This is a genomic window from Kribbella sp. NBC_01505, from assembly GCF_045040285.1.
Taxonomy (GTDB): domain Bacteria; phylum Actinomycetota; class Actinomycetes; order Propionibacteriales; family Kribbellaceae; genus Kribbella.
Map to the genome: position 1 here is coordinate 9,575,991 of NZ_CP109425.1, position 22,704 is coordinate 9,598,694.

The 22,704-nt window shown below is 67.5% G+C and carries 17 protein-coding genes; 3 read left to right on the forward strand and 14 right to left on the reverse strand.

The annotated features are described in order from the left end of the window. Window positions 1-24: 24 nt before the first annotated feature. Genes OG474_RS44535 through OG474_RS44550 form a run of 4 tightly spaced genes read right to left on the reverse strand, consistent with a single transcriptional unit; the run spans window position 25 to window position 4,881 of the window. The gene (locus tag OG474_RS44535) at window positions 25-1,059 is read right to left on the reverse strand and encodes a substrate-binding domain-containing protein (RefSeq protein ID WP_405059751.1); all 1,035 of its coding nucleotides are present in this window, start codon (window positions 1,057-1,059) and stop codon (window positions 25-27) included. Window positions 1,060-1,073: 14 nt separating this feature from the next. Beyond that, window positions 1,074-2,108 carry an ABC transporter permease gene (locus tag OG474_RS44540; protein ID WP_405059752.1) on the reverse strand — a complete coding sequence of 345 codons (1,035 nt, stop codon included), beginning with the start codon at window positions 2,106-2,108 and terminating at the stop codon, window positions 1,074-1,076. Then, the gene (locus OG474_RS44545; protein WP_405059753.1) at window positions 2,105-3,613 is read right to left on the reverse strand and encodes a sugar ABC transporter ATP-binding protein; all 1,509 of its coding nucleotides are present in this window, start codon (window positions 3,611-3,613) and stop codon (window positions 2,105-2,107) included. Before OG474_RS44545 ends, OG474_RS44540 begins: the two co-directional genes overlap by 4 nt. Next, complete coding sequence (locus OG474_RS44550; protein ID WP_405059754.1) at window positions 3,610-4,881, reverse strand: ROK family protein; 1,272 nt, start codon at window positions 4,879-4,881, stop codon at window positions 3,610-3,612. The genes OG474_RS44545 and OG474_RS44550 overlap by 4 nt, the downstream gene beginning before the upstream one ends. A 178-nt stretch (window positions 4,882-5,059) precedes the next feature. Here OG474_RS44550 and OG474_RS44555 point away from each other — a divergent pair, with 178 nt between their 5' ends. Further along, window positions 5,060-6,565: a glycoside hydrolase family 71/99-like protein gene (locus OG474_RS44555; protein WP_405059755.1), complete on the forward strand. Its 1,506-nt coding sequence runs from the start codon at window positions 5,060-5,062 to the stop codon at window positions 6,563-6,565. Window positions 6,566-6,578: 13 nt separating this feature from the next. Here the strand turns inward: OG474_RS44555 and OG474_RS44560 are convergent, their stop codons facing one another. Both OG474_RS44560 and OG474_RS44565 read right to left on the reverse strand, forming a co-directional pair. After that, window positions 6,579-7,244, reverse strand: coding sequence for a hypothetical protein (locus OG474_RS44560; protein ID WP_405059756.1), 666 nt, complete (start codon window positions 7,242-7,244; stop codon window positions 6,579-6,581). A 259-nt stretch (window positions 7,245-7,503) separates the two neighbouring features. Beyond that, entirely contained in the window at window positions 7,504-8,316 is an 813-nt protein-coding gene (locus OG474_RS44565; RefSeq protein ID WP_405059757.1) for a dienelactone hydrolase family protein, read from the reverse strand. 104 nt (window positions 8,317-8,420) lie between these two features. Between OG474_RS44565 and OG474_RS44570 the strand changes: the two genes are divergently transcribed. After that, a complete protein-coding gene (locus OG474_RS44570) occupies window positions 8,421-10,097 on the forward strand; it encodes a glycoside hydrolase domain-containing protein (RefSeq protein ID WP_405059758.1) in 1,677 nt (558 codons plus the stop codon). A 165-nt stretch (window positions 10,098-10,262) separates the two neighbouring features. After that, on the forward strand, window positions 10,263-13,124 hold the full coding sequence (locus OG474_RS44575) for a S8 family serine peptidase (protein WP_405059759.1): 2,862 nt from the start codon (window positions 10,263-10,265) through the stop codon (window positions 13,122-13,124). Window positions 13,125-14,612: 1,488 nt separating this feature from the next. Here OG474_RS44575 and OG474_RS44580 read toward each other — a convergent pair. From OG474_RS44580 to OG474_RS44615, 8 genes are all read right to left on the reverse strand, one after another. Next, complete coding sequence (locus OG474_RS44580; RefSeq protein ID WP_405059760.1) at window positions 14,613-15,974, reverse strand: amidohydrolase; 1,362 nt, start codon at window positions 15,972-15,974, stop codon at window positions 14,613-14,615. A gap of 25 nt (window positions 15,975-15,999) precedes the next feature. Then, window positions 16,000-16,389 carry a VOC family protein gene (locus OG474_RS44585; RefSeq protein WP_405059761.1) on the reverse strand — a complete coding sequence of 130 codons (390 nt, stop codon included), beginning with the start codon at window positions 16,387-16,389 and terminating at the stop codon, window positions 16,000-16,002. A 39-nt stretch (window positions 16,390-16,428) separates the two neighbouring features. Continuing rightward, window positions 16,429-17,055, reverse strand: a complete 627-nt coding sequence (locus OG474_RS44590) for a hypothetical protein (RefSeq protein WP_405059762.1) — start codon at window positions 17,053-17,055, stop codon at window positions 16,429-16,431. Between the two features lie 74 nt (window positions 17,056-17,129). After that, window positions 17,130-17,990 carry a phosphotransferase gene (locus OG474_RS44595; RefSeq protein WP_405059763.1) on the reverse strand — a complete coding sequence of 287 codons (861 nt, stop codon included), beginning with the start codon at window positions 17,988-17,990 and terminating at the stop codon, window positions 17,130-17,132. A gap of 145 nt (window positions 17,991-18,135) precedes the next feature. Further along, window positions 18,136-18,999 (reverse strand): prolyl oligopeptidase family serine peptidase, encoded by an 864-nt coding sequence (locus tag OG474_RS44600; RefSeq protein WP_405059764.1) that lies wholly within the window; start codon window positions 18,997-18,999, stop codon window positions 18,136-18,138. A gap of 88 nt (window positions 19,000-19,087) precedes the next feature. After that, window positions 19,088-19,522, reverse strand: coding sequence for a DUF6262 family protein (locus tag OG474_RS44605; RefSeq protein WP_405059765.1), 435 nt, complete (start codon window positions 19,520-19,522; stop codon window positions 19,088-19,090). Then, the gene (locus OG474_RS44610) at window positions 19,512-21,446 is read right to left on the reverse strand and encodes a tyrosine-type recombinase/integrase (RefSeq protein WP_405059766.1); all 1,935 of its coding nucleotides are present in this window, start codon (window positions 21,444-21,446) and stop codon (window positions 19,512-19,514) included. The genes OG474_RS44605 and OG474_RS44610 overlap by 11 nt, the downstream gene beginning before the upstream one ends. After that, window positions 21,446-22,546 (reverse strand): tyrosine-type recombinase/integrase, encoded by a 1,101-nt coding sequence (locus tag OG474_RS44615; RefSeq protein ID WP_405059767.1) that lies wholly within the window; start codon window positions 22,544-22,546, stop codon window positions 21,446-21,448. The genes OG474_RS44610 and OG474_RS44615 overlap by 1 nt, the downstream gene beginning before the upstream one ends. Window positions 22,547-22,704 lie beyond the last annotated feature (158 nt).

The following is a 22,704-nucleotide window of genomic DNA, read 5'->3' on the forward strand; positions in this document are numbered from 1 at the left end:
ATCGATCAGCTTTCGCTGCGTTGATCAGCTTTCGAAGGCGGTCGGCAGGTACTGGTCGACGTTGTCCTTGGTGACGACCGGCGCGAACAGCTGGACCTTGCGCGGAACCTCGACCTCCACCAGGTCGCCGAGGGCCTTCTTCTGCACCAGCAGCCGGGCCAGCCGGACCCCGTCGGCGCCCTGCGTGGACGGGTAGATGACGGTCGCGCGGACGAGCGACGTACCGGACTTGATGTCGCGCATCACGTTCGCCGAACCGGCACCGCCGACCAGGAAGAAGTCCTTGCGGTTGGAGTTCTTGATCGCGGCCATCACGCCGACGCCCTGGTCGTCGTCGTGGTTCCAGATCGCGTCGATCTTCGGGGCCGCCTGCAACAGGTTGGCGGCCGCCTTCTCACCGGACTCGACGGTGAACTCGGCCGCGACGCGGTTGCTCACCTTCAGGCCACAGTCGGAGAGCGAGTCCTTGAAGCCCTTGCTGCGGTCCTGGGTCAGGCCCAGTGAGTCGATGCCGGCGATCTCGGCGACGATCGCGTCCTTCTTGTCCTTCAGCTGGGAGCAGACGTAGGTGCCGGCCGACACCCCCATGCCGTAGTTGTCGCCGAGCACCGTGGTCCGGGCGGCGGCCGGGTTGTCGAACTCGCGGTCGACGTTGACGACCGTGATCCCGGCCTCCATCGCCTTGGTCGCGACCGCGGTCAGCGCCGGGCCGTCGAACGGCAGCAGCACGATCGCGTCGACCTTCTGGTTGATGAAGGTCTCGACCTGGCTGATCTGCTGGTTCGGGTCGTTGGTGCCCTCGGCGACGAGCAGCTCGACGTCGGAGTACTTCTTGGCCTCGGCCTGGGTGGCCTTGGTGATCGCACCCATCCAGCCGTGGTCGGACGCGGGGGCGGAGAAACCGATCTTGACCTTCTTGCCGGGCTCGTCGTTCTTCCCGGCGGACTGCGCGGCCGGGGCGTTGTCGTTCGTCTCGGCCTTCGGGGTGTTGCTGGTACACGCCGCCAAGGCGAGGACGCCGAGTCCGGCAATGGCGATCGTTCGGGCGGAACGGGACATCTTTGTCTCCTTGGCTATGAACTGGTGGTACGTCGGGCGAGTCGCTGCTGGAGAAGAACCGCGATCACGATGATCGCGCCCTTCGCGACGGACTGGGCGGAGATGCTCAGGTTGTTCAGGGTGAACACATTGTTGAGAGTGGTGAAGATCAGTACGCCGAACACGGTGCCGACGATCGTGCCGCGGCCACCGGACAGCAGCGTGCCGCCGATCACCACCGCCGCGATCGAGTCGAGTTCGTACAGCTGGCCGTGGGTCGCGCTGCCTGTGTTCGTGCGGGCCATCAGCATCACCGCGGCGATCCCGCAGCACAGGCCGGCCACGACGTAGAGCGCCACCGTGTGCCGCTGCACCTTGATCCCCGCCAGCCGGGCCGCCTCGGCGTTCCCGCCGACGGCGAAGGTCCGCCGGCCGAAGGTGGTGCGGTTGAGCACCACCCATCCGGCCGCGGCGACCAGCACGAACATCCAGACCAGCACCGGGACGCCGATCACCGAACCACCGAAGAAGTCCAGGAACGACTTGTCGGTGATGATCTGGGTCCGCCGGTCCGAGATGATCTCGGCCAGACCGCGTGCGGCCGCCAGCATCGCCAGCGTCGCGATGAACGGCACGATCTTGCCGTAGGCGATCAGCAGACCGTTCACGAGTCCGCAGGCGGCGCCCACCAGGAGCGCCGTCGAGACCATGAAGATCCAGTGGATGTCCGTCGCCAGCTGCTGCGTCGCCAGCGTGGTCGCCCACACCGACGACAGCGCGACGAGCGCACCGACCGACAAGTCGATACCGCCACCGGTGACGACGAACGTCGCCCCGACACTGACCACACCGATCACCGCGGCCAGCCGCAGGATCGTCAACACGTTGGGACCCGTCGCGAAGGTGTCGCCCGCGGTCACCGCCCCGACGATGCAGAGCACGACCAGCGCCACCACGAGGCCGAGGTTGCGGCCGACTCCCGTGCTCAGCAGGCTGCTGGATCTCTTCGCCGTCGGCGGGGCGACCGTCGCCTGCGTCGAAGCTGTTGTCTCCGAAGGTGCCTCACTCACACTGAACTTCCCTCCATTACGAGGTCGAGGACCTGGTGTTCGTCAATGTCTTGCGCGGGTCCCGTGTGGACGGCTCGCCCCTCCCGCAGTACGACGACCCGGTCGGCCAGACCGAGCACTTCCTCGACCTCGCTGGAGACCAGCACGATCGCGACGCCACTGGCGGCCAGCTTGCGGACCAGCGCGTAGATCTCGGAACGGGCGCCGACATCGACGCCGCGGGTGGGCTCGTCGAGCAGCAGCACCCGGCAGTCACGCAGCAGCCAGCGGGCCAGGACGACCTTCTGCTGGTTGCCGCCGGACAGGTTGCGGACCGGCTGGTCGACGCCGGCCGGGCGGACGTCGAGCGACTCGGCGAGCTCGGTGGCGGCCTGTCGCTCGGCCTGGTTGTTCAGGAATCCGCCGCTGGCGAAACGCTGCATGGTCGACACCGTGATGTTCTTGTAGACCGCCTCGTCCAGCAGCAGCGCCTGGCTCTTGCGCTCTTCCGGCGCCAGGCCGACGCCCGCCTTCACTGCGGACTGCACCCGCCCGGGACGCAGTTGGGTGCCGTCGACGCGGACTGTTCCGGTCGCGGGCCGGCGTGCGCCGTACACGGTCTCGAGCACTTCGGAACGTCCGGATCCGACCAGGCCCGCGAAGCCGAGGATCTCGCCGGCGCGGACGCTGAAGGTGATGTCGGCGAACTCTCCTGGGCGGGACAGATCGGTGACGTCGAGGACGACCGGGGAGCTGCTCAGGATCTCCGCGCGGGGCGGGAAGACGTACTCGATCGAGCGGCCGGTCATCAGCCGGATGAGCTCCTGGGTCGGCGTCTCACGGGCGTCCAGGCCGGTCGCGACCGTGGCGCCGTCCTTGAGCACGGTGACACGATCGCCGATCTCGCGGATCTCTTCAAGACGGTGGCTGATGTAGACGACCGCCACCCCGCGCTCGGTCAGGCCCTTGATCACGCGGAAGAGGTTCGCGACCTCCTCGGGATCGAGTACGGCGGACGGCTCGTCCATCACGATCAGGTGAGCATCTCTGGAGAGCGCCCTCGCCATGCTCACGACCTGCTGCCCAGCAGCCGGCAGCGAGCCGACCTCCCGGCGTACCGGGATCTCGGCGTGGCCAAGACCCTGGAGGATCTCGCGGGCCCTCGCCGCCGCTTCGTGGCGGCGGCTGAACCCGAAGTTGGACGGCTCGTGACCGAGGAAGATGTTCTCGGCCACGGACAGACCGGGAACGAGGTCGAGCTCCTGATAGATCGCGGCGATCCCGCGGTCGATCGCGGCGGTCGGGCTGTTCAGCTGGACCTGCTCACCGTTGATCCGGATCTGTCCGGCATCGGGCTGGTGAGCTCCGGTCAGAACGCGGATCAGCGTCGACTTGCCGGCGCCGTTCTGACCGAGCAGGCAGTGCACCTCCCCCGCGCGGACATCGAGATCGACACCGTCGAGGGCCCGGACACCGGGGAACTCCTTGACGATGCCGGTCATGGTGAGAAGGACGGTCTCACTCATTGCGCGACTCCTGATTCCGTGCGGCCGATCATGGTCGGGTCGACGAAGACCTGGTCGAGCGCGATCTGCGCGCCGCCACGGACGGCGGCGGCGAACCCGAGCTCGGAGCGGACGACGCGGCAACCGCCGCCGTCCGGCGCGATCACGCGATCGCGGATGGCTTGTTCGAGCGGCTCCTTCAGCCAGGGGCCGAGCGCCGCGAAGTACCCGCCGAGCACGAGCACGTCCGGGTTCAGGATGTTCACCAGGATGGCGCCGCCGATGCCCAGCCAGGCGCCGACGTCCTTGAGCGCGGAGAGCGTTCGCGCGTCCCCGTTCTCGGCGCGCTCGGTGATCCCGGCCAGCCGCTGCTCGACGTCCAGCGACGGGTCCCGGACCGGGTCGTCCTTGTCGGTTGCCTTGTGCAACAAGGCGCTCAGGCCGACCACGGTCTCCCAGCAGCCCGTCCGGCCGCAGCCGCAGATCCGGCCCGGAGGCGCGACCGGCATGTGCCCGACCTCGCCGCTGTAACCGCGGCCGCCGCGCACGAGCTGCCCGTTCGACACGACTCCACCACCGACACCGACCGCACCCGTCAGCAGCACCAGATCCTGCAACGGTGTGTCCTTGCGGAGCACTGAGAACGCCGCGAGGGCCGCGAGGTTCGCCTCGTTGTCGATCAGGAGTGGGTACGACGGGTCGCCAAGCCGGGACCGCATCTCGGCGGCCACCTCGAGCTCGCCCCAGCCCAGGTTCGGGGCCAGGCTCAGTCCGCCCGTGTCGCCGCGCACCAGACCGGGCACGGCCAGGGTGACGCCGGCGAGCTGGCCGGAACGCAGCGCCACGGCCACCAGTGCGTCGCGGATCAGGACGGCCAGCCGGTCGAGCGTCGTACCGGGGTCGAGGTGTGCGGCGTCGACCGGGACGCGGCGTTCCAGCACGGTGTCGCCGGCCAGGTCGAGCGCGGTCACGGCGAGGTAGTCGACGTTGATCTCGGCGCCGACGCCGCAGACACCGCTGCCGTCGAGCTCGACCAGCTGGCCGGGGCGGCCGAGGGCGCGAGTGGAGTCGGCGGAGCCTTCGCGGAGCAGGCCGCGCTCGACGAGCTCGGCGACCAGGCTGCTGACAGTCGCCTTGTTCAGGCCGGTGTCGGCGGCGATCCGGGCCCGCGATTTCGGGCCGGAGTCGCGGACGTGGCGGAGGACGACGGAGAGGTTGTTGCGGCGCAGCGAGACGTGATCGGCGGCGACCGCGCGATCTCCGGGACGGCGTCCGTCGGTTAGTGTCACGGCTCCCCACCCCCTCTGCGCTGTGAGCCCCCTCACAGACTTTGTCTGTTGAGCCAACAAACTAAGTTTCGATCAGTTTCGCGTCAAGGGGTTGTCACGATCGATTTCTTGCAACACTCTGTTCACAATTTGCGCGGTGACATTTCCCCCCACCCCTCCCGCCCCCAGGAGACCGCCCATGAAGTTTTCCCGTCGTACTCTGCTGGCGACCGCGGCCGCGACCGCAGCAGCAGGATCCCTTCCACAGTTCAGTTATGCGGCCAGTCCACCCGGTGACGTCGTCGGCAAGGTGACGGTCGGCTACCAGGGTTGGTTCGCTTGCGCCGGCGACGGTGCGCCGATCAACGGCTGGTGGCACTGGAGTAACAATTGGGGACAGCCGCCCTCCCCCGGTAACACAGCGATCGTGAGTTGGCCGGACGTGCGCGAGTACGGCGCGACGTACCAGACGGCGTACTCGAACCTCGGTAACGGACAGCCCGCGAAGCTGTTCTCGTCGTACGACCAGCAGACCGTGAACACGCATTTCCAGTGGATGCAGCAGAACGGCTGCGACACGGCGGCGCTGCAGCGCTTCAACCCGACCGGCGGCGAAGGTCCGACCCGGGACGCGATGGCGGCGAAGGTGCGCCAGGCCGCGGAGCAGTACGGGCGGAAGTTCTACATCATGTACGACGCCACCGACTGGACGAACATGCAGTCGGAGATGAAGACCGACTGGATCAACAAGATGCGCGCGTACACGTCGTCCTCGGCGTACGCGTTCCAGAACGGCAAGCCCGTCGTCTGCATCTGGGGCTTCGGATTCAACGAGGCCAACAAGGCCTGGCCTGCTTCGGTGTGCCTGGATGTCGTGAACTGGTTCAAGTCGCAGGGCTGCTACGTGATCGGCGGCGTACCGACGCATTGGCTGCCAGGCAACGAGGATTCGCGTCCCGGCTACCTCGACGTCTACCACGCCTTCAACATGATCTCGCCCTGGATGGTCGGCCGGATCAGCGACATCGCCGGCGCGGATCACTACTACAACAACGTGAATCAGCAGGATCAGGCCGACTGCAACGCACACGGGATCGACTATCAGCCGTGTGTGATCCCGGGTGATCTGTCGTCCGGGCACCGGCGGCACGGCGACCTGATGTGGCGGCAGTTCTACAACCTCACGCGCGTCGGCGTACAGGGTTTCTACATCTCGATGTTCGACGAGTACAACGAGGGCAACCAGATCGCGAAGACCGCGGAGAGCGCTGCCTGGGTTCCTTCCGGGTCCGGCATCCGCGCACTCGACGAGGACGGTACAGCGTGCACCTCGGACTACTACCTGCGGTTGACCAACGACGGCGGGCGGATGCTCAAAGGCCAGGCACCGGTGACCGCGACGCGGCCGACCGTGCCGTGGCCGGCGCAGGGCGGAAGTGGCGTGATCTTCTACCAGCACATCGATTACGGCGGTACGGCGGGCGCTCTGCTTGCTAAGGGCAACTACACCCGGGCGCAACTGGTGGCCGCCGGGGTGCAGGACAACTGGGCGTCGTCGGTCCGGGTGCCGGCCGGCTGGACGGTCACGATCTATGCCGAGGACAACTTCACCGGACAGACGTGGGTCCGGACCGCGGACACACCGAACTTCGTGACGTTGTCCCCGAACGCCAACGATCAGTTGACGTCGGTCCGCATCACTTAGAACAGTTCCGTACTTAGAAGAGCTCCATGCTGTCGCCGGCCGCGGTGATGACAGGGTTCTCCAGGTAGAGGCGACAGGCGATCGCGTGCCCGGCGCAAGTAAGCAGCGCCGGGCCCGCGGCGTCGACGACGCGGTAGGCGACCGGATGCTCACAGCGCTCGACCGCGCCCTCGTTCTCGCGGTGACAGCCGAGGATGTGGCAGCTGACGGTCTCACCGACGTTCATCAGGGTGAGGCCGTGCTCAGGGCACACACCCCAACCGACACCACACGTCTCGCCGTCGTTCGCGGCGAGTCTGATCAGGCTTCCCGCGGTTGCTTCGAGCCGGCCGGCCAAGGTGCGGAAGGTGCTCGCGGCTTGGTCGAGCTCGCGGCGAAACTCCCGCAGGGCAACGGATTCCGGCATTCCACGGGTGGCGGCATCGAGGTTCTCGGACAGCGCCATCGCCGCGACCGCGATCTGGTCGACGCGGACCGGCGTACTGAACTCCCCCAGCGGTGGAACCTCCACCCGGCCGATCGGCCGCTCCGACCAGTGCTCCTCGGTCACCGGCACCTCGGGTGCCCTGACTTCGGGTGCGCTGGCTTCGGGTGCGCTGCTCCCCTTGCCGTTGACCGCTGCCTCGGTGAGCTGCGCCTCGACCGGAGGTCTGCTGTCCTGTTGCCTGGCTCGCGCCATCCCCGCCCCCTGAAAGTGCCCCTTGTGACGTGCACCGGGGCTGATCGTCCCACGTCATCGCCGCTTCAACCAGAGGAAATCACCGAGCGTCACCCGCTGCTCAGCTTCCTTTGCACACCGCAACGATTCGGCGCCTCAGACCCCGGTCTGGTCCCCTGGTTGCGGCGTGCGTAATCACCGGCGGGAATTCCTCAACGCCGCTTTAACATTTCCGTACGCACGGTAATGGAGAACCGACAGTCCGGTGACGCGGTCAAGCTCAGGTTGTCGGGCTCAGCCGCTCGCGGAAGAACTCGACGGTGCGGGCGCGGGCGCGGAAGGCCGAGTTGGGTGGGTTCTCCTGGATCTCGCGGGTCAGCACCGAGTGCGCGGACCTGCCGTAGCCCTCGGCGTTACCGGGCTCCGAATCGAGCTCGATGACCTCGAAGGCATCACCGAGCTCTGCCCGCAGGGTGGAGAAGCGATCGGCCGGTGACATGGCGTCCTTGCTGAAGCGCAGTCCGAGGACGCACAGACCGTCCGTCCGGGTGCGCTCCTTGACCACGTCGAGCTCGCGCCGGGACAGACCGGGATCGCGACGCAGCTTGGCCGTCAACGGCAGCGGCACCGACGGCTGGCTCAGCACCGGTGCTTTGACCACGTCATCGACCGCGGTCGCCAGCCCGAACCCGCCGGTGAAGCACATTCCGATCACGCCCACTCCCCTGCCCGGCGTGCGCGCGGCGAGATCCACGGCGACCGCTCTCAGGTACTGGGTGATCGGTCGTTCCGCGTTCGCGGCGAACGCCCGGAACTCCTTCGAGACACACAGCCGGGAGATCACACCGAGCGCGTAGAGAACGCTCTCCGGTCTTCCCGGCGTACCGAAGGGTGAGGCGATGACGACGGTGAAACCCTCGCCGACCAGATGTTCGGCGTACCCGAGGACGTCCGGGGTGAGGCCGGGGACCTCCGGGATCATCACGATTCCCGGGCCCTCGCCCTTCTCGAAGCAGTCGTAGGTCAGCCCGGCTCCGGTGAACGGTGCCCGCCGCCAACCGGCCGCCTCGGGACTCACTGCCGCACCCGCCATGTCTCCTCCTTGCTGTCACCTGGATCGAAAGGCTTGAGGTATGCGCAGCCGGGGCAGTCCACTTAGGTCAACCATTTACTGCTCACCGCCCCGAGGAAGTGCACATGTACCGTCCTCTTACCCTACTCACCGGCGTCGCGCTGGTACTCACCGCAGCCACCGCGGTCGGACCGGCGCAGGCCGCGCCGGATGAACGGACCATCAGCTACCACGGGTACCAGGTCGCCGTACCGAAGTCGTGGCAGGTCGTCGACCTGTCCAAGGACCCGTCGGCCTGTGTGCGCTTCGACCGCCCTGCGGTCTACCTCGGCCGGCCCGCCGAGCAGCAGAACTGCCCGGCGCACCTGGCCGGACGCACCGCGGGCCTGATCCTGGAACCGCTCTCCGGCGCCGCTCCCCGCGCCGCCGCGGTCGCAGCCTCAGCCGGTACGGCGGCCGCCGCGGCGCCGTCGTCCGACCAGCAGATCCAGGTCGGGGTCGAGGATGCCGGCGTACTGGTCACTGCTGTCCATGGCGCCTCGGAGGAGTCGTCCGTCCGGCAGATCCTCGGTCGTGGCGTGGTCACGTCCAAGGCCGCGGCAGGAAAGCTGGTCCGGCCGAAGGCGGCCGCGATGGCGCCCGCCGCCTCGATTGTTGCCCCCGGCACCATGATCAACCAGCAGGCGTTCGACCAGTGCACGGCACCGTCGCTGGGTGCCATGAACGCCTGGAAGTCCTCGCCTTTCAAGGCCGTCGGCATCTACATCAGTGGCGCCTCGCGCTCCTGCACGCAGGCCAATCTGACCGCCTCCTGGGTCTCCTCGAACGCCGCCAACGGCTGGTCGTTCATCCCGATCGACGTCGGCTACCAGGCACCGTGCGGCAGCCGGAACCCGAAGATGTCCTTCGACCTCGGCACCGCCCGCAGCCAGGGTTCAAGCTCGGCAACCGCCTCGGCGAACGCTGCCAACGCGCTGGGAATCGGCCCGGGGAGCGCTCTCTACTCCGACATCGAGGCGTACACGAGCACCGTCGCCTGCCGCGACGCGATCATGTCGTACATCTCCGGCTGGACCGAGACCCTGCACTCGCGCGGCTACCTCAGCGGCGTCTACAGCAGCGCCGGCTCCGGCGGCCGCGACCTGGCCAACTCCGCCGGTGACAGCCGCTGGCTGATGCCCGACCACCTCTGGTTCGCCTGGTGGAACAACGCCGCCGACACCAACGGCGGTCAGTACATCCCGGCCGGCCTCTGGGCCAACCACCAGCGGCTGCACCAGTACAAGGGCGACCACAACGAGACCTGGGGCGGCGTCACGATCAACATCGACAGCAACTTCCTCGATGTCGCCGGCAATCCCCCGCCGCCGATGGAGGACGGCGTCTACCGGATCAAGGCCGAGGTCGGCGGCTTCGACCTCGACGTCCAGGACTGCCAGGCCCAGAACGGCGCCAACGTCCGGATGTGGGACCGCATCCTGACCAGCCCCTGCCAGCAGTGGCACATCGTCCGCACCACCGGCAACACCTTCAAGATCGTCGACGGCAACACCGGCAAGCCCCTCCAGGTCGGCGGCTGCTCCACCGCCGACGCCACGCCCGTCGACCTCTCCGACGACCAGGGCGCCGACTGCCAGACCTGGTCCATCACCCCGATCATCGGCGGCGCCTACCAGATCCTCGGCACCGGCTCCGGCAAGTCCCTCGACGTCGCCGGCTGCTCCGCCGCCCGCGGCGCCGATGTCATCATCTGGCCCTTCCACGGCGGCTCCTGCCAGCGCTGGTACTTCACCGCGGTCTGACCCCGGCCGGGGAAAGCGAGAAACATTCTTTCCCCGGTTCGGTGGGCCTTACACCTCCCCAAGGGTGAAATTGCACGTTCTGTCATCGAGCTCACAAAGCGGAGTGGACCGAAATGCTGCGATACTCCGGTTCACTGACACTCTGAGACCCTTGGGGGGGTCCCCTTGAAGTTCCGCCCTGCCCACTTACTGCGCGTTGCTGTCCCTGCGACTCTCGTTGCCGGTTCGCTGATCGTGCTGACGAGCTCGTCCGGTCAGGCCGCCGAGCCCGGTCCGTACCGGCCGCCGTTCACGTCCCGTCCGCAGACCGTCAAGACCGAGTTCCAGCCGAACCAGGTCATCGTCAAGTTCAAGTCAAGTTCGACGAGCAAGGCCCGGACAGCCGCGCTGTCGCGGTTCCGCGCGAGCGGTGAGGCGTCCCTGACACCGAACATCGTGAAGGTGACCGGCACCGACTCGGCAACCGAGTTACTCAAGAAGGCGAAGGCGGACCCGACCGTCGAGCTGGCCTCCCTGAACTACATCCGGCACATCGATGCCGTCCCGAACGACCTGTACTACAACGAGGACCAGAAGACCTACCTGAACACGATCCGGATGCCGCAGGCCTGGGACGTGTCGAAGACGACGGGCAGCCAGGTCGTCGCAGTACTGGACACCGGTGTCGACGCCGGTCACCCAGACCTGGTCGGCCACCTGGTCGCCGGTGCTAATACCACCTCGCCTCGCCGCGGCCCCATCGACGACAACGGCCACGGCACTATGACGCTGGGCATCATCGCTGCCGCGGCGAACAACAAGGCGGGCGTCGCCGGAATCGGCTGGAACGTCAAGGCCATGCCGGTCAAGGTGCTGCGGGCCGACGGTAGCGGCGACGACCTCGACGTCGTCGAAGGTATCGACTGGGCCGTCGCGCACGGTGCCAAGGTCATCAACATGTCGCTGAGCAGCGGAGCGGACAGCACGATCATGCACGACGCCGTCAAGCGCGCGGTGGCCAAGGGCGTCACCATCGTAGTTGCTGCTGGCAACTATGGGACCGAGGCGCCGCGTTACCCCGCGGCCTACCCCGAGGTGATCACGGTCGGCGCGACGGACCACGTCGGCGCGCTCACCGACTTCAGCTCGTACGCCGACGCCGTCGACGTCGCGGCTCCCGGGACCGACATCCTCAGCACCGGGCCGCGGACGCTGACCCCGCCCAACTACGAGCCCTACTGGTACTGCACCGGGACCTCGTGCTCGGCACCGATCGTGTCGGGTCTCGCGGCGCTGATCAAGAACAAGTGGCCGACCTACACACCCGACCAGATCAAGGCCCGGATCAAGTCGACTGCCCGGGACGCAGGTCCGCGCGGTGACGACAAGTTCTACGGTGCCGGCATCCTCGACGCGTACGCCGCCCTCGGTGGCCGCTGGACGACGGACTTCCCCGTCGCCGCCGCGGACAACAACGATCAGCCGGCCCGAGCGACCACGCTCGCCACGACGGCCACCGGCTCGACGCCGACCGAGGGTGACGTCGACTGGTACAAGGTGACCTCGGCCACGGCACGCGACCTGTGGCTCAGCGTCACCGGACCGAAGTTCGACGAGACCGCGCAGTGGACGAACTTCGCACCGCGGGTCGACGTGTACAACAGCCAACTGCAGTCGATCGGCGCCGTGGAGAACCCGTTCCCGGACCTCGACAGCAACGGAAACCCGGTCTGGGCGCCTGTCCTCGCGGCCATGAACATCAGCGTGCCGGAGGGCGACGCCTACATCGCGGTGCGCAACTCCAACGGTTCTCGGGACGCTCGGGCCTACACCTTGAAGATCGGGCCCGGCGAGCCGAGCACCAGCAAGGGCGTGGACTACCCGGTGGCGAACGCGGTGCCGAACAACCTGTCGCTCGGGCAGCCGGTCGGGACCAAGCCATCGCTGACGTTCGCTCGGCCGGTTGATCCGGCCACGGTGACCGCGGCCACGGTTCGGCTCGTGAACGGAAAGACCGGTGCGGTTGTCGCGACCACGCCGACCTACGCTGAGGACACTCGGACGGTCGAGCTGGCTCCGGCGGCTGCGCTGCTCGACAACACGCCGTACCGGGTCGTTGTCGACGGTGTGCAGGAGACCGGCGGTACGGCGCTGGCGCCGTTCAGCAGTGTGTTCTCGACGGTTGATCTGGCTCCGCCGGCGTTGGAGGTCTTCGACGCGAGCGGTGGGGTGCAGAAGGCGACCGTTTCGTGGAAGATTCCGGCGCTCGGGGATCTGGACCAGATCATCGTGCGGCGGAACGTCGGGGGTAAGTACCCGACGTCCACCACCGGGACTGTGGTGTACACGGGCACGGCGTCGGGCTTCTCGAACACGGGGCTGGCGCAGGGCACGGCGTACACGTACAGCGCGTTCGTGCGGGACCGCAGCGGCAAGTTGAGCGCCGGGAAGGGCACGACGCTGGCGGGCATGAAGTCGGCGATCTCGATGACGGCCAAGCAGGTGACCATCGGTGGGTCGCTCACGCTGACCGGCAACACGCTCGGTGCCGACAACAAGGTGTACCAGGGCCTGCCGATGAGCTTCTACTCGCGGCCGGCGAACGGGACGACCTTCAAGTTGCTGGCGACGCTGCCCGCGTCGTCGAAGGGGCGGGTCAGCTACACCTTCAAGCCGGGCTACTCGGCGGTGTACATGCTGACCTTCGCCGGCAACGCCGATCAGTTCGGGACGCGGACCAACGACATCACTGTCACGGTCACGCCGACCATCTCGTCGACGCTGGCGCCGACGACGGTCAAGCTCGGTGCGACCACGAAGCTCAGCGGTGCAGTCAACCCGGCGCACGTCGGCAAGACGGTGCAGCTGCAGCGGCTCGTCGGGAAGACGTGGACCGTGGCCGGTGCAGCGAAGCTGGGTGCCGGGGGCTCTTACGCCTTCGGGATCAAGGCGCCGGCCAAGGGGAAGATCGCCTACCGCGTCTACTTCCCGAGCGACGGCGACCACACCCTCGCCTACAGCGCCGTCCGGACCCTGACGGTCACCTGATCACCAGGCTCCAGCAGTAGTTCAGCACGCCCCGGCCATCCCGGCCGGGGCGTGCTGCCGTCTCCGGCGCCGCAGCCCACGCCATCAGTTGCAGCAGGAGCACTCCGTGAACTCGGCGCGGCTGTTCATCGCGCTTTTGCGGGGATCTACTGCCGCTCAGAGGCAGCAGATCCCCGCAAACCGTGAGAAACCACCGCGGACGGGCCACTCGACAGGCCTCCTGATCGGCGGCGGCAACCGAAGCCCGGAAGCTCAGGCAACGGACACGCGATCGCCGACCGCACCATCCCCCTCAGCCACAGACCACCCCAGCCACACCGCTTCAGGTAATACCGGCCGCAGCGGCGACCAGCCACCGCGTACGTCGCCGGCCGAATCCGAGCGGACGGACGGGACGAGCACATTCGGGACGGCGGGGTTCCTGGCCAGCCAAGCCCTCAGCCACCGCGACCGAACACCCGTCGCGACCTCGCTCCCCGATACCGGTTCGGGAAAGAGCAGCCGCCATATCGCACCAGGCACTGAGCGGCAGTAGGCATCCGTGAATCTCGCAACCGGCACCTTCCAGACGACCTCAACTCACTGACCGCATCCGAACCGGGCCGAAGCTCGCCTTTGTGGAGTCCTACTGCCACCCAGCGGCAGTAGCACTCCACAAAGATGCAACGAGGCGGCTGGTCGCGGTTAGTGCGTGTTCGCGGGGGTGTTGGTGTGCCCCGATTCGCGCCGCACCGGACAGGCCGGACACGCACGCGGTGGCTGGCCGCCGCGGCGGCCGATTTACTGAAGCGCTAGGCGGGCGTTGCCTGTGGCTGAGGACGATGGCGAGCCCGGTGACCGCGTACCCGCCGCTTGAGCTTCCGGGCTTCGGTTGCGGTCCCGGAAAACGAGGGGATCTCCCCGCAAGTTGCTGGTTCTCCCCTCAAATTTTGAGCAGAGAAGGGTCAACCTGAACGGATATCCAGCCAAATTTCCGCAGGCCAGGCAGGCCAGGCAGGCGAGGCAGGCGACCTGAACCGCAGTGGCCAACCGCGGCGGCGAGTCAGCTGACAGGCCTCCTCATCGTCGGGAGCAACCACCGCCCGGAAGCTCAAGCAACCGCAACCGCGGTCACCGACCGCACCATCCCCCTCAACCGAAAACCACCCCAGCCACCCGTCTCCGTCAAACCGGCCGCAGCGGCGACCAGCCACCGACCACGCCACCGGCCGAATCCGAGCGGCCGGACGGGACGAGCACATCCGGGAAGGCGGGGTTCCTGCCCAGACAAAGCCCTCAGCCACCGCGACCGAACACCAGCCGCGACCTCGCCCCTCGAAATCGAAACCGGCTCGGCAAAGAGCAGCCGCCAAATCGCACCAGGCACCCCGTGACAGCAAGACTCCCTAGATCTGCGGCCGCGCCCAGTCGGAGGTCACGGAGTCGTGCTGTCATGGAGCGGCAGTAACCATCCGTGAATCGGGCGCGACCGCCGGCACGGCAGGCGGGTCAGGGGGCGTAGTGCTGGACTGCGCCGCCTTGGGTGAGGTCGACGAGGGTGTGGGCCAGGGAGCGGGCCTCGGCTAAGACCTCGGCGAGGTCTAGTTTTGTTAGCTGGCGGTTGCGGACTACGACCTCGCCGGCGACGAGGACGGTGTGTACGTCGGAGGCTCGGACCGAGTAGACCAGGGCGGCTCGGGGGTCGTGGAGCGGTTGGTTGTGCGGGGCCGAGAGGTCGAGGAGGGTGATGTCGGCCTGGCGGCCTGGCTCCAGGGCGCCGAGGGTGGTGGGGTGGTTCGCGGCGGCGGCGCTGTGGCGGGTGGCCAGGCGGAGGGCGTCGGAGAGCGGCAGCCACTCGGCGTTGTTTTGTTGGTGTTTCTGGGTGAGGGCGACCAGGCGGAGGGATTCCCAGACGTCGAGAGTGTTGTGGACGGCGGCGCCGTCGGTGCCGATGCCGATCGGGACGCCGACGGACTGCAGCTGCTTGATCGGAGTTCCGTTGCCCATAGCAAGTTTCAGGTAGACCTTGGGGCAGGTGGCGACGGTGGTGCGGGCGGCGTGGCGCGCGAGGATCGGGAGGTCCGCGTCGCGGATCCCGCAGCCGTGGGCGATCAGGGCGCCTGCGTCGAGGACGCCGGTACGGTCGAGGATCTCGATCGGCGTCGCGCCGTGTTTGTCCACCGAGGCTTGGGTTTGCGCTTCGGTTTCGGCGGCGTGCAGGTGGATGCGGAATCCCTCGGCGCGCGCGATATCCGCCGTACGGCGCAGATCGTCGTCCGAGACCGTGTACGTCGCGTGCGGGCCGAGGCTCGCCGAGATGCGCGGGTGGAGAGTGGCTAGGTCGCGGGCGGTGGCGATGGCCGCGTCGATGGCTTCGGGGCCGGCTGAGGAGAAGTAGGTGGGCGCGAGGTCGGCGCGGATACCGGACTCGATGGCGGCCTGCGCGATCTGGTCGGCGTGGAAGTAGTGGTCGACGAAGGTGGTCACGCCGGCGAGGAGCATCTCCGCGCAGGCCAGGCGGGCGCCGACGCGGACGCGTTCGGGGGTCAGGTTCACCTCCATCGGCCAGATGCGCTGGTTGAACCAGTCGTCGATGGAGAGGTCCTCGGCCGCGCCGCGCATCATCACCATCGGGCTGTGCGTGTGCGCGTTGATCAGGCCGGGGACTGCCAGCAGGCCGGTGCCATCGACCAGCTCGACCGGCTCGGTTGCTTTGCTCTCGGCAGTCGGCGCGGGTGGCGGCGTACCGGTGGGGACTATCGCGGTGATGACGGCGTCGGCGAGGTGGATGTCCTGGGCTGCGTCCACCCGGCACTCTCCCACCTCGGGGACGATCAGGACGTCGACGTTGCGGATCAGCGACTGCGCCATACCGGAGCTTCTCACGCCCGGCGGATCACGGGTGCCGGCCGGCGAGGACGCAGAACTCGTTGCCTTCCGGGTCGGCGAGCACGATCCAGGTGGCGTCGTCGCCTTGGCCCACGTCGGCGGGCCGGGCGCCGAGAGCGAGCAGGCGGTCCACCTCTGCAGCCTGGTCGCGGTCGGTCGGGTTGACGTCGAGATGGAGCCGGTTCTTGACGGTCTTGCCTTCGGGCACCTGGACGAACGTCAGCGTCGGCGGCACCGGCCCAGGCCGCTTCCGGCCCTCGGGAACCGCCGGTGAACCGATCGTGATCAGGTCTTCCTCGACGAGCTGCACCTCGTAGTCGAGCACCGCACACCAGAACCTGGACAGAAGGTCAGGATCGGCACAGTCGACCGCCAACTCGGTGAACTTGCTGGCCATGTCGGAACCTCCCGGTGAGCTCGGCACGAGGTTCTGCCGCTATCGGCCCTGGACCTCGCCTGCAACATACGGTTTGAGCGCCGCGTCGAACTGTTTCTGTGCCGGCGGAATCACTTCTCCCTGCGGCGATGACGAGGACGTGTAGAAGATCGCGCCCGGACACATCTTCTCGTTGAAGGGCGCACTGTCCAATTCGAACGAGCCGACGACCTTCGCGGTCCTGGCCTCGCGGATCTCGTACCTGATCCGGCCGGTCCGAAGGACAAGTGCCACCGCGGTCCTGCCGTAAGGTCCGCAATCCAGGTTGGCTTCGCCGATCGTCAGCAGGAACTCGCAGACGAGGAGCTGAGGCTGAGTCTCCGACTCCCAGCCTGCGGGTAGGGCGTACCGGTCCAGCGTCGTGTACGACGTGTAGTCGACCGTCCACCCGTGGCCCTTCCTGAAGGTCACCGGATGCGGTCCGGCCCCGGTGTACTTGGGAGCCTTCTTGTTCAACGGAATGATCCTGCCCGCACCGTCGAACGGAAGCACGGAGCGGTCCGGCTTGCTGATGCAGTAATCGGCGAACTGCCGGTTCTCGTTCCGTGCATAGGCAACCGCGGCCCCGAACACCACTACCGGCACCACGACAACCAGCACCAGAACCCACACGACCCGCCGCGTCATCCGTACTCCCTTCCGCGACCGAAGGTACGGACGATCGGCCCGTCAATCGCGGGCTTGGCACCTTGTTGACACGCTCAGACGTCGCAGAACGGTCCGGCGAGCAGGAGGTCTGCGTCGACTCGGCGTAGACCGGCGAAGCCCCACGTGTTGATGCCCTCCCGGTCGACCTCCTCGCAGATGCGAGCTGCGAGATCGCGCAGCGAGCGGGCCAGGCGGGCGTACTCGAGGTGGGTGCGGTCGAGTCGCTCGGCGCCGTAAGCCTGCAGGAAGCGGACGGTGTCGGGCTCGCACAAAGCGGCGAACAGGTCGTGCTCGCGCGGCGCCAGCCGGGTCTGCCCCCAGTCGAGAAGTGCCGCGACGCGACCGTCGCGGTCGATGAGGACGTTGTGCGGGAACAGGTCGCGATGGCACACGACGTGGGGTACGTCGATCGCGCGCGCCCGCTCGATCACCGCCTCCAGGCGGTCGACGTCGGCCAGGATCTCGTCGCGGTGATCGGCGAGCCACGGGTGGTCGCGCCGGTCGCGTAGCGCCTCGATGCACCACTCGTGGATCTCGGCCCGAGGCAGGACGAGGTCCGTGATGTCGTGGACGGCGCGCATCGCCCGCGCGATCGCCTCGGTGTCGTTCCCCGTTGCCTGACGACCCTCGACGTACGGGAACACGGCGTAGCGCCGGTCAAGGTGCTCAGCGGTGTACGAACCGTCGAGCGCTCGCTGCGCTGCGGGGACTGGGATGCCCCGCGCCTGCAGGTCAGCCGTGAGCGCCAGTGCGGCATCGTCGTCGGGCCGCTGACGCCACAGCTTCACGAACCAGCGCCCGTCGGTGAACGCGTCCGCTTCGAACCCGCCCTGATGCGACCGGAGCTCGCCCACCTCGAGACCGAAGGCGTCACGGACCTGAGCCGTCGTCGGCGGTCGCACTTTGCTCCACATAGAGCCAGGACGCTACCCCTGACGAGCAGAGCCGAGCGACGGGTTTACTATCCCAAGGAGGGGAACATCTGTTCCCTTAAGCTCAGCGAGTCTTTCTGGTGGCGTGAGCTTGGAGTTTGCGTCGTGGACGCTGTCCTCGACGTGGTCAGTGGGGCTGGGGCTGTAGCAGGTGGCGTTGGAAGAAGCGTGTTGCATGGCTCGCGACGTCGTGCCAGATCTGGCCTTCGTAGGGGGCGTGGGGATCGTGGCGGAGGTTGTGATGCCCGCCGCTGATGGGGATGAGCTGAGTGTCGGCTCCCGCTGACAGGAGCTCGTGGTGGAGTCGTTCGGCTTGCTCGTAGGGAACGGTTTCGTCGGAGGTGCCGTGGATGATCAAGAACGGTGGGGCTGCGGCGGTGACGTGTGTGATGGGGCTTGCAGCGCGCAGTTGTTCGAGGTGAGTGCTCGCCTGACCGCCGACTAGAGCGGTGACCGGCGAGGGCCGATCGATTTGCATGGCTCCGCCCGGTCGAGCGAGGTCGCTTGGGCCGCTGATGGTGACGACCGCCTGGACGTGATCTCGCGGCGCACCGTGTCGGTGAGTGTGACCTGCGCCGTGGGTGCTGAGGCCGGCCATGGCAGCCAGGTGCCCGCCGGCTGAGTGGCCCCAGGCCCCGATTCGGTCAGGATCGATGGGAAGGCTGAGCGGGTTGAGCCGTAGCCAGCTCAGGGCGGCTTGGATGTCATGCAGTTGGGCGGGAAAGTGTGCCTGCCCGCTGTGCCGGACGGAGATGGCAATGGTCAAGAAGCCTGCTTGGGCGAGCGCGCGGTTGGCGAACGGCAGTTGAGCGGATTGGCGATCGCCGGGGCCCCAGCCTGGGCAGCCGTCGATCCGCATGACGGTCGGAAGCGGTGCGGTGGGCAGTGATGCTGGGCCGAGCACGTCGAGGCATAGGTCAACGCCGTCAGGACTGGCGTAGCTGATGTCCAGGATTTGGGTGAGGTCCGAAGCTTCTTGTTCAGCAGACATCGCTTTGTTGCCTCCTCGGCCGGGATCGGACATTCCGGACCGTCGCATGACCTAGACGTCGAGGTCCAGAGCACTTTGTTCCTTGAGCTCAGGTTGTGGAGGCGAGGTCGTGACCTGGGCTCTCCGACGGGGATCGGTCCAGCTTTCTGGGCGTGATGGTTGCGGCGCGCAGATCGCCGTGGGCGCGGGCCAGCGCGGCGCGGAGCTGGGTGATCTGTTCGGCCTGCTGGCTGATGCGTTGGTGGGCGAGTTCGAGGCGTCGTTGGAGCGACGAGTCGGAGGCTCGGGTAGTGGAGGTGCTGAGGGTGGTCTTGTTGCTGGCGCGGCGCTGGAGCTGGTCGAGCAGGTCAGGCTGGGTGTAGAGCCATGAACGGGCGACGCCGGCCGCGCGGGCAAGGCCGGAGACGGTGAGAGGCCGCTGATCAGCGATGAGCTGTTCGAGTGCTCGTTCGGCGCGGTGCCTGGCGTCGTCACTGCGCTGCTGAGCGGCAACGAGCAGGTGCTTGGTGTTGTCAGCTCGCATCGCCGGTCTCCGCGGGGTCGGGTGTCTGGATGGCGTCAATGATGGTCTTGAGGTTGGTGGCGACGCGTTGATTCATTTCCACGATCCTGGTGTTGCCGCGGGCTTCGGCGGTCGCGATGAGCCGGTTCGTGGCGCGCAGCTGCTCGAGGTGTTCGCTGAGGAAGTCGGGAGTGGTAATGAACACCGGGCAGGTCAGACAGGCGTTGGCGTGAGGGCAGGTCTGCTGCAGCGGCAGGCCGCAGTAGCCGTTGGGCAGCGCCATGGTGGCGCGGCCGAGGTTCTCCTTCATCCAGACGGCGTCACTGAGCGGGGTCCCGGCCTCGAGGATGAGCGTTTCGCCAGCGATGTTGACCTTGCGGGCGCGTTCCCAGTGCCTGCGGATGGTGTCGTCCTTGAGGCGCGCGTAGCGGGCCGTCATTTCTGGGGACTCGTGGTCGAGGAGGCGCCGGACGACTTCTTGCGGGACGTCGGCGTTGATCAGGCGGGTGCCGTAGGTGTGGCGCAGTTGGTGGGCGGTGAACCGGAACGGCCGGCCGAGCTCGTCGCGCAGCCCGATCCTGCCTTGCCAGGCTGCGATGGGCGTGAACGGCTGGCATCGAGGTTTGGTGCCATCGAGAGACGAGGTCTGTGGAAACAGGCAGGTCGCTGCGGGGCGGTCGGCCAGGATGTGTTGTTGCTGGTGCCGGATCTCGTCGGCGAGTTCGTCGTCGACGGGGACGAAGGCTTCGCGGCGCATTTTGTGGTTGTAGTAGCGCAGGTAGGGCGCGTTCTGGTTGTCGCGGACGATGCAGTCGAGTTCGAGGCGGCCGGCGTCGTTGATCCGTAGCCCGGTGCGGATGAGGATCCGCAGCAGCAGCCGGTTCTTGGGTTCGAGCTGGTCTTGGGCGGTGGGGTCTTCGATCTGGGCCATGACGAACTCGGGCAGCCAGCGCGGCGCGGCCTTCGGCAGGCGTGGCCGGTCGCCGGGGAAGACGTCGGCCGACGTGGGCAGAAGTGGCTGCCACTCTTGCTGCCGGACGGCGCGCAGGAAGGACCTGATCGAGCTGAGGTCGTAGCCGCGGCTGGCCGGGGCGAGGCCTCGCTCGACCAGCAGGTTGAGGTAGGTCTCGATGGTGGCCCGGTTGAAGTCGCTCGGCAGGGCGTCCGGGCCGGCCTGGGCAGTGAGGGCAGCAGCCAGCCTCTCGAGGGCTGAGTTGTCGCGGTTGATCTGGGCGTAGCCCTTGCCGGTCGAGATCCGCCAGCGCAGGAACCGTTTTGCCTGGTGCCGCAGCCAGGGCTGCGGGATCGCGTCGAACCGGATCACGCAGCCTGGGGCTCCGGCCAGCCCCATCACCGGTGCGCGCCAGGTGTCGCGCTCGAACTCGGCGAGCGGATTGCCTGCGTGGCAGAACTCCTCCAGCACGGCCAGGATCGTGTGGCGTGCGAGGCGCACGTGCTTGTTCATGGGGCTGCGAACTTCCAGCGTCGTGCGCAGTTCGGGCGGCACTTCACCGAGCAGGCTTGGCGGCTGAAGCTCGCGCAGGATGGACACGAACTTGCGTAACCCGCCCAGGTAGAACTGGCGGCCTCTGGCCGGTGCCAGTTGCAGCGCCAGCGCGATTTCGAGCCGCACCCGGTCTGGCAAGCCGTCCAGCCCGACCGATTCCGGCTTCGTCGGGTCGCCTGGCGAGGCCATGAACTCGGCCAGCGGCGGGCGTTTGGCTCGATCCCAGCGGCCCACATGTGTCCAGCACAACCCGTTCGATCGGCGCTCCCGCAGACAGCCATCCACGTGACAGCCGGCGAACGCTGCCGCGTCCTGCTCGGTCGAAAACGTGATCACTGACTCGTCGAACCGTGGATCCAGCCTGAGCTGCATCCGTCGCAGCGTCTCGTCACCGGTATCGAGTGATCGAACCAGGGTTCCGCCTGCCGGGCGGGCCATCAGCCGATCCCGCCCGCGACAGTGACCTGACTCGGGTCGGGCAGCCAGCCGACGTCGCGCAGCACGCCGCGCAGATGCTCGATCTCCAGGTGCTCGTAGGTGTCGATCGTGGTGGCCACGGAGGCGTGACCGAGAAGCTTCTGCACGACTTCAGCAGGGACTCCTCGGCGCAGCAGTTCGGTGGCGTAGGTGTGGCGGAACCAGTGCGGCGTGAACGCAACGCCGGTCCGGGTGCGGATCCGCGCGACCAGGTCCATAACCGCCCAGTAGCCCAGCGGCGCTCCGACCGGAGCAGCCCACAAGTTCACGAACACGTAGTCGCTGTCCAAAGCGCCGTACTCGTCGAACAGATAGTCGGCATACAACCGCAGCAGCCCGGCAGTGACCGGGATCTCGCGTGGCCCGGTCTTGGCTCGGGCGCCGTTCACGTTGCCGCGCGGCTGGACCCGGATCAGGCATCCCGCGGTGTCGATGTCCTCGTGCCGCAGCCCAAGCGCCTCGCCGATCCGCAGCCCCGCGCCGGCCAGCAACCCGAACAGAAACCGGTCGCGCAGATGCTCACACGACTCAAGCACCATGCGGAGCTGCTCCGCAGTGAGCGTCCGAGGCGTCTTCTTCGGCGCTTTCAGCTTGATCTCCGGGCGACGCCGCGGGCCTTCGCCCAGGTGCGCCAGGAGCGGCCGCCACGAACCTCCCCGGGCTCCGCCCGGGCGCAGCGACCACAAGAACTCGCACTCCACCCCGTGCCGCTGATGGAACTCGTAGAACGACCCAACCGCAGCCAGCTTGCGATTGATCGTCGACGGCGAGCAATGGCCCCGAACCTGCGGCAGCCGGCTCACGTTCCCAGCGCGCTCCGCCGGCGACCGGCTCAGCCACGCCACGAACTGCCCCAGATCCTCCAGCCGCACCGCGTCCCAGGCCACGTCGGCTTGCAGCAAGAACGTGAACAGGTCCCGCAGATCGAACGCGTACGAACGCACCGTCTGCGGAGACCGCTCGACCGAGCTCAGGTGGGCCAAGTACCGATCAACCGGCCGCACCACCGCGTACTCCGCGTCCAGGACCGTCCACGAGACCTCACCAGCAGGTAGAACCACCCGCTGGACCGTCAAACCCACAACCGCCTCCAGAGCGTCGACAACACTCCAGATAACGACACTCAGTCACCGCGGCTACACGCAGTTGATCTCTCGTGAACTACATGAAAGACATCGTTACGAGAGCTTAAGGGAACATATGTTCGAATCTGAGGTAG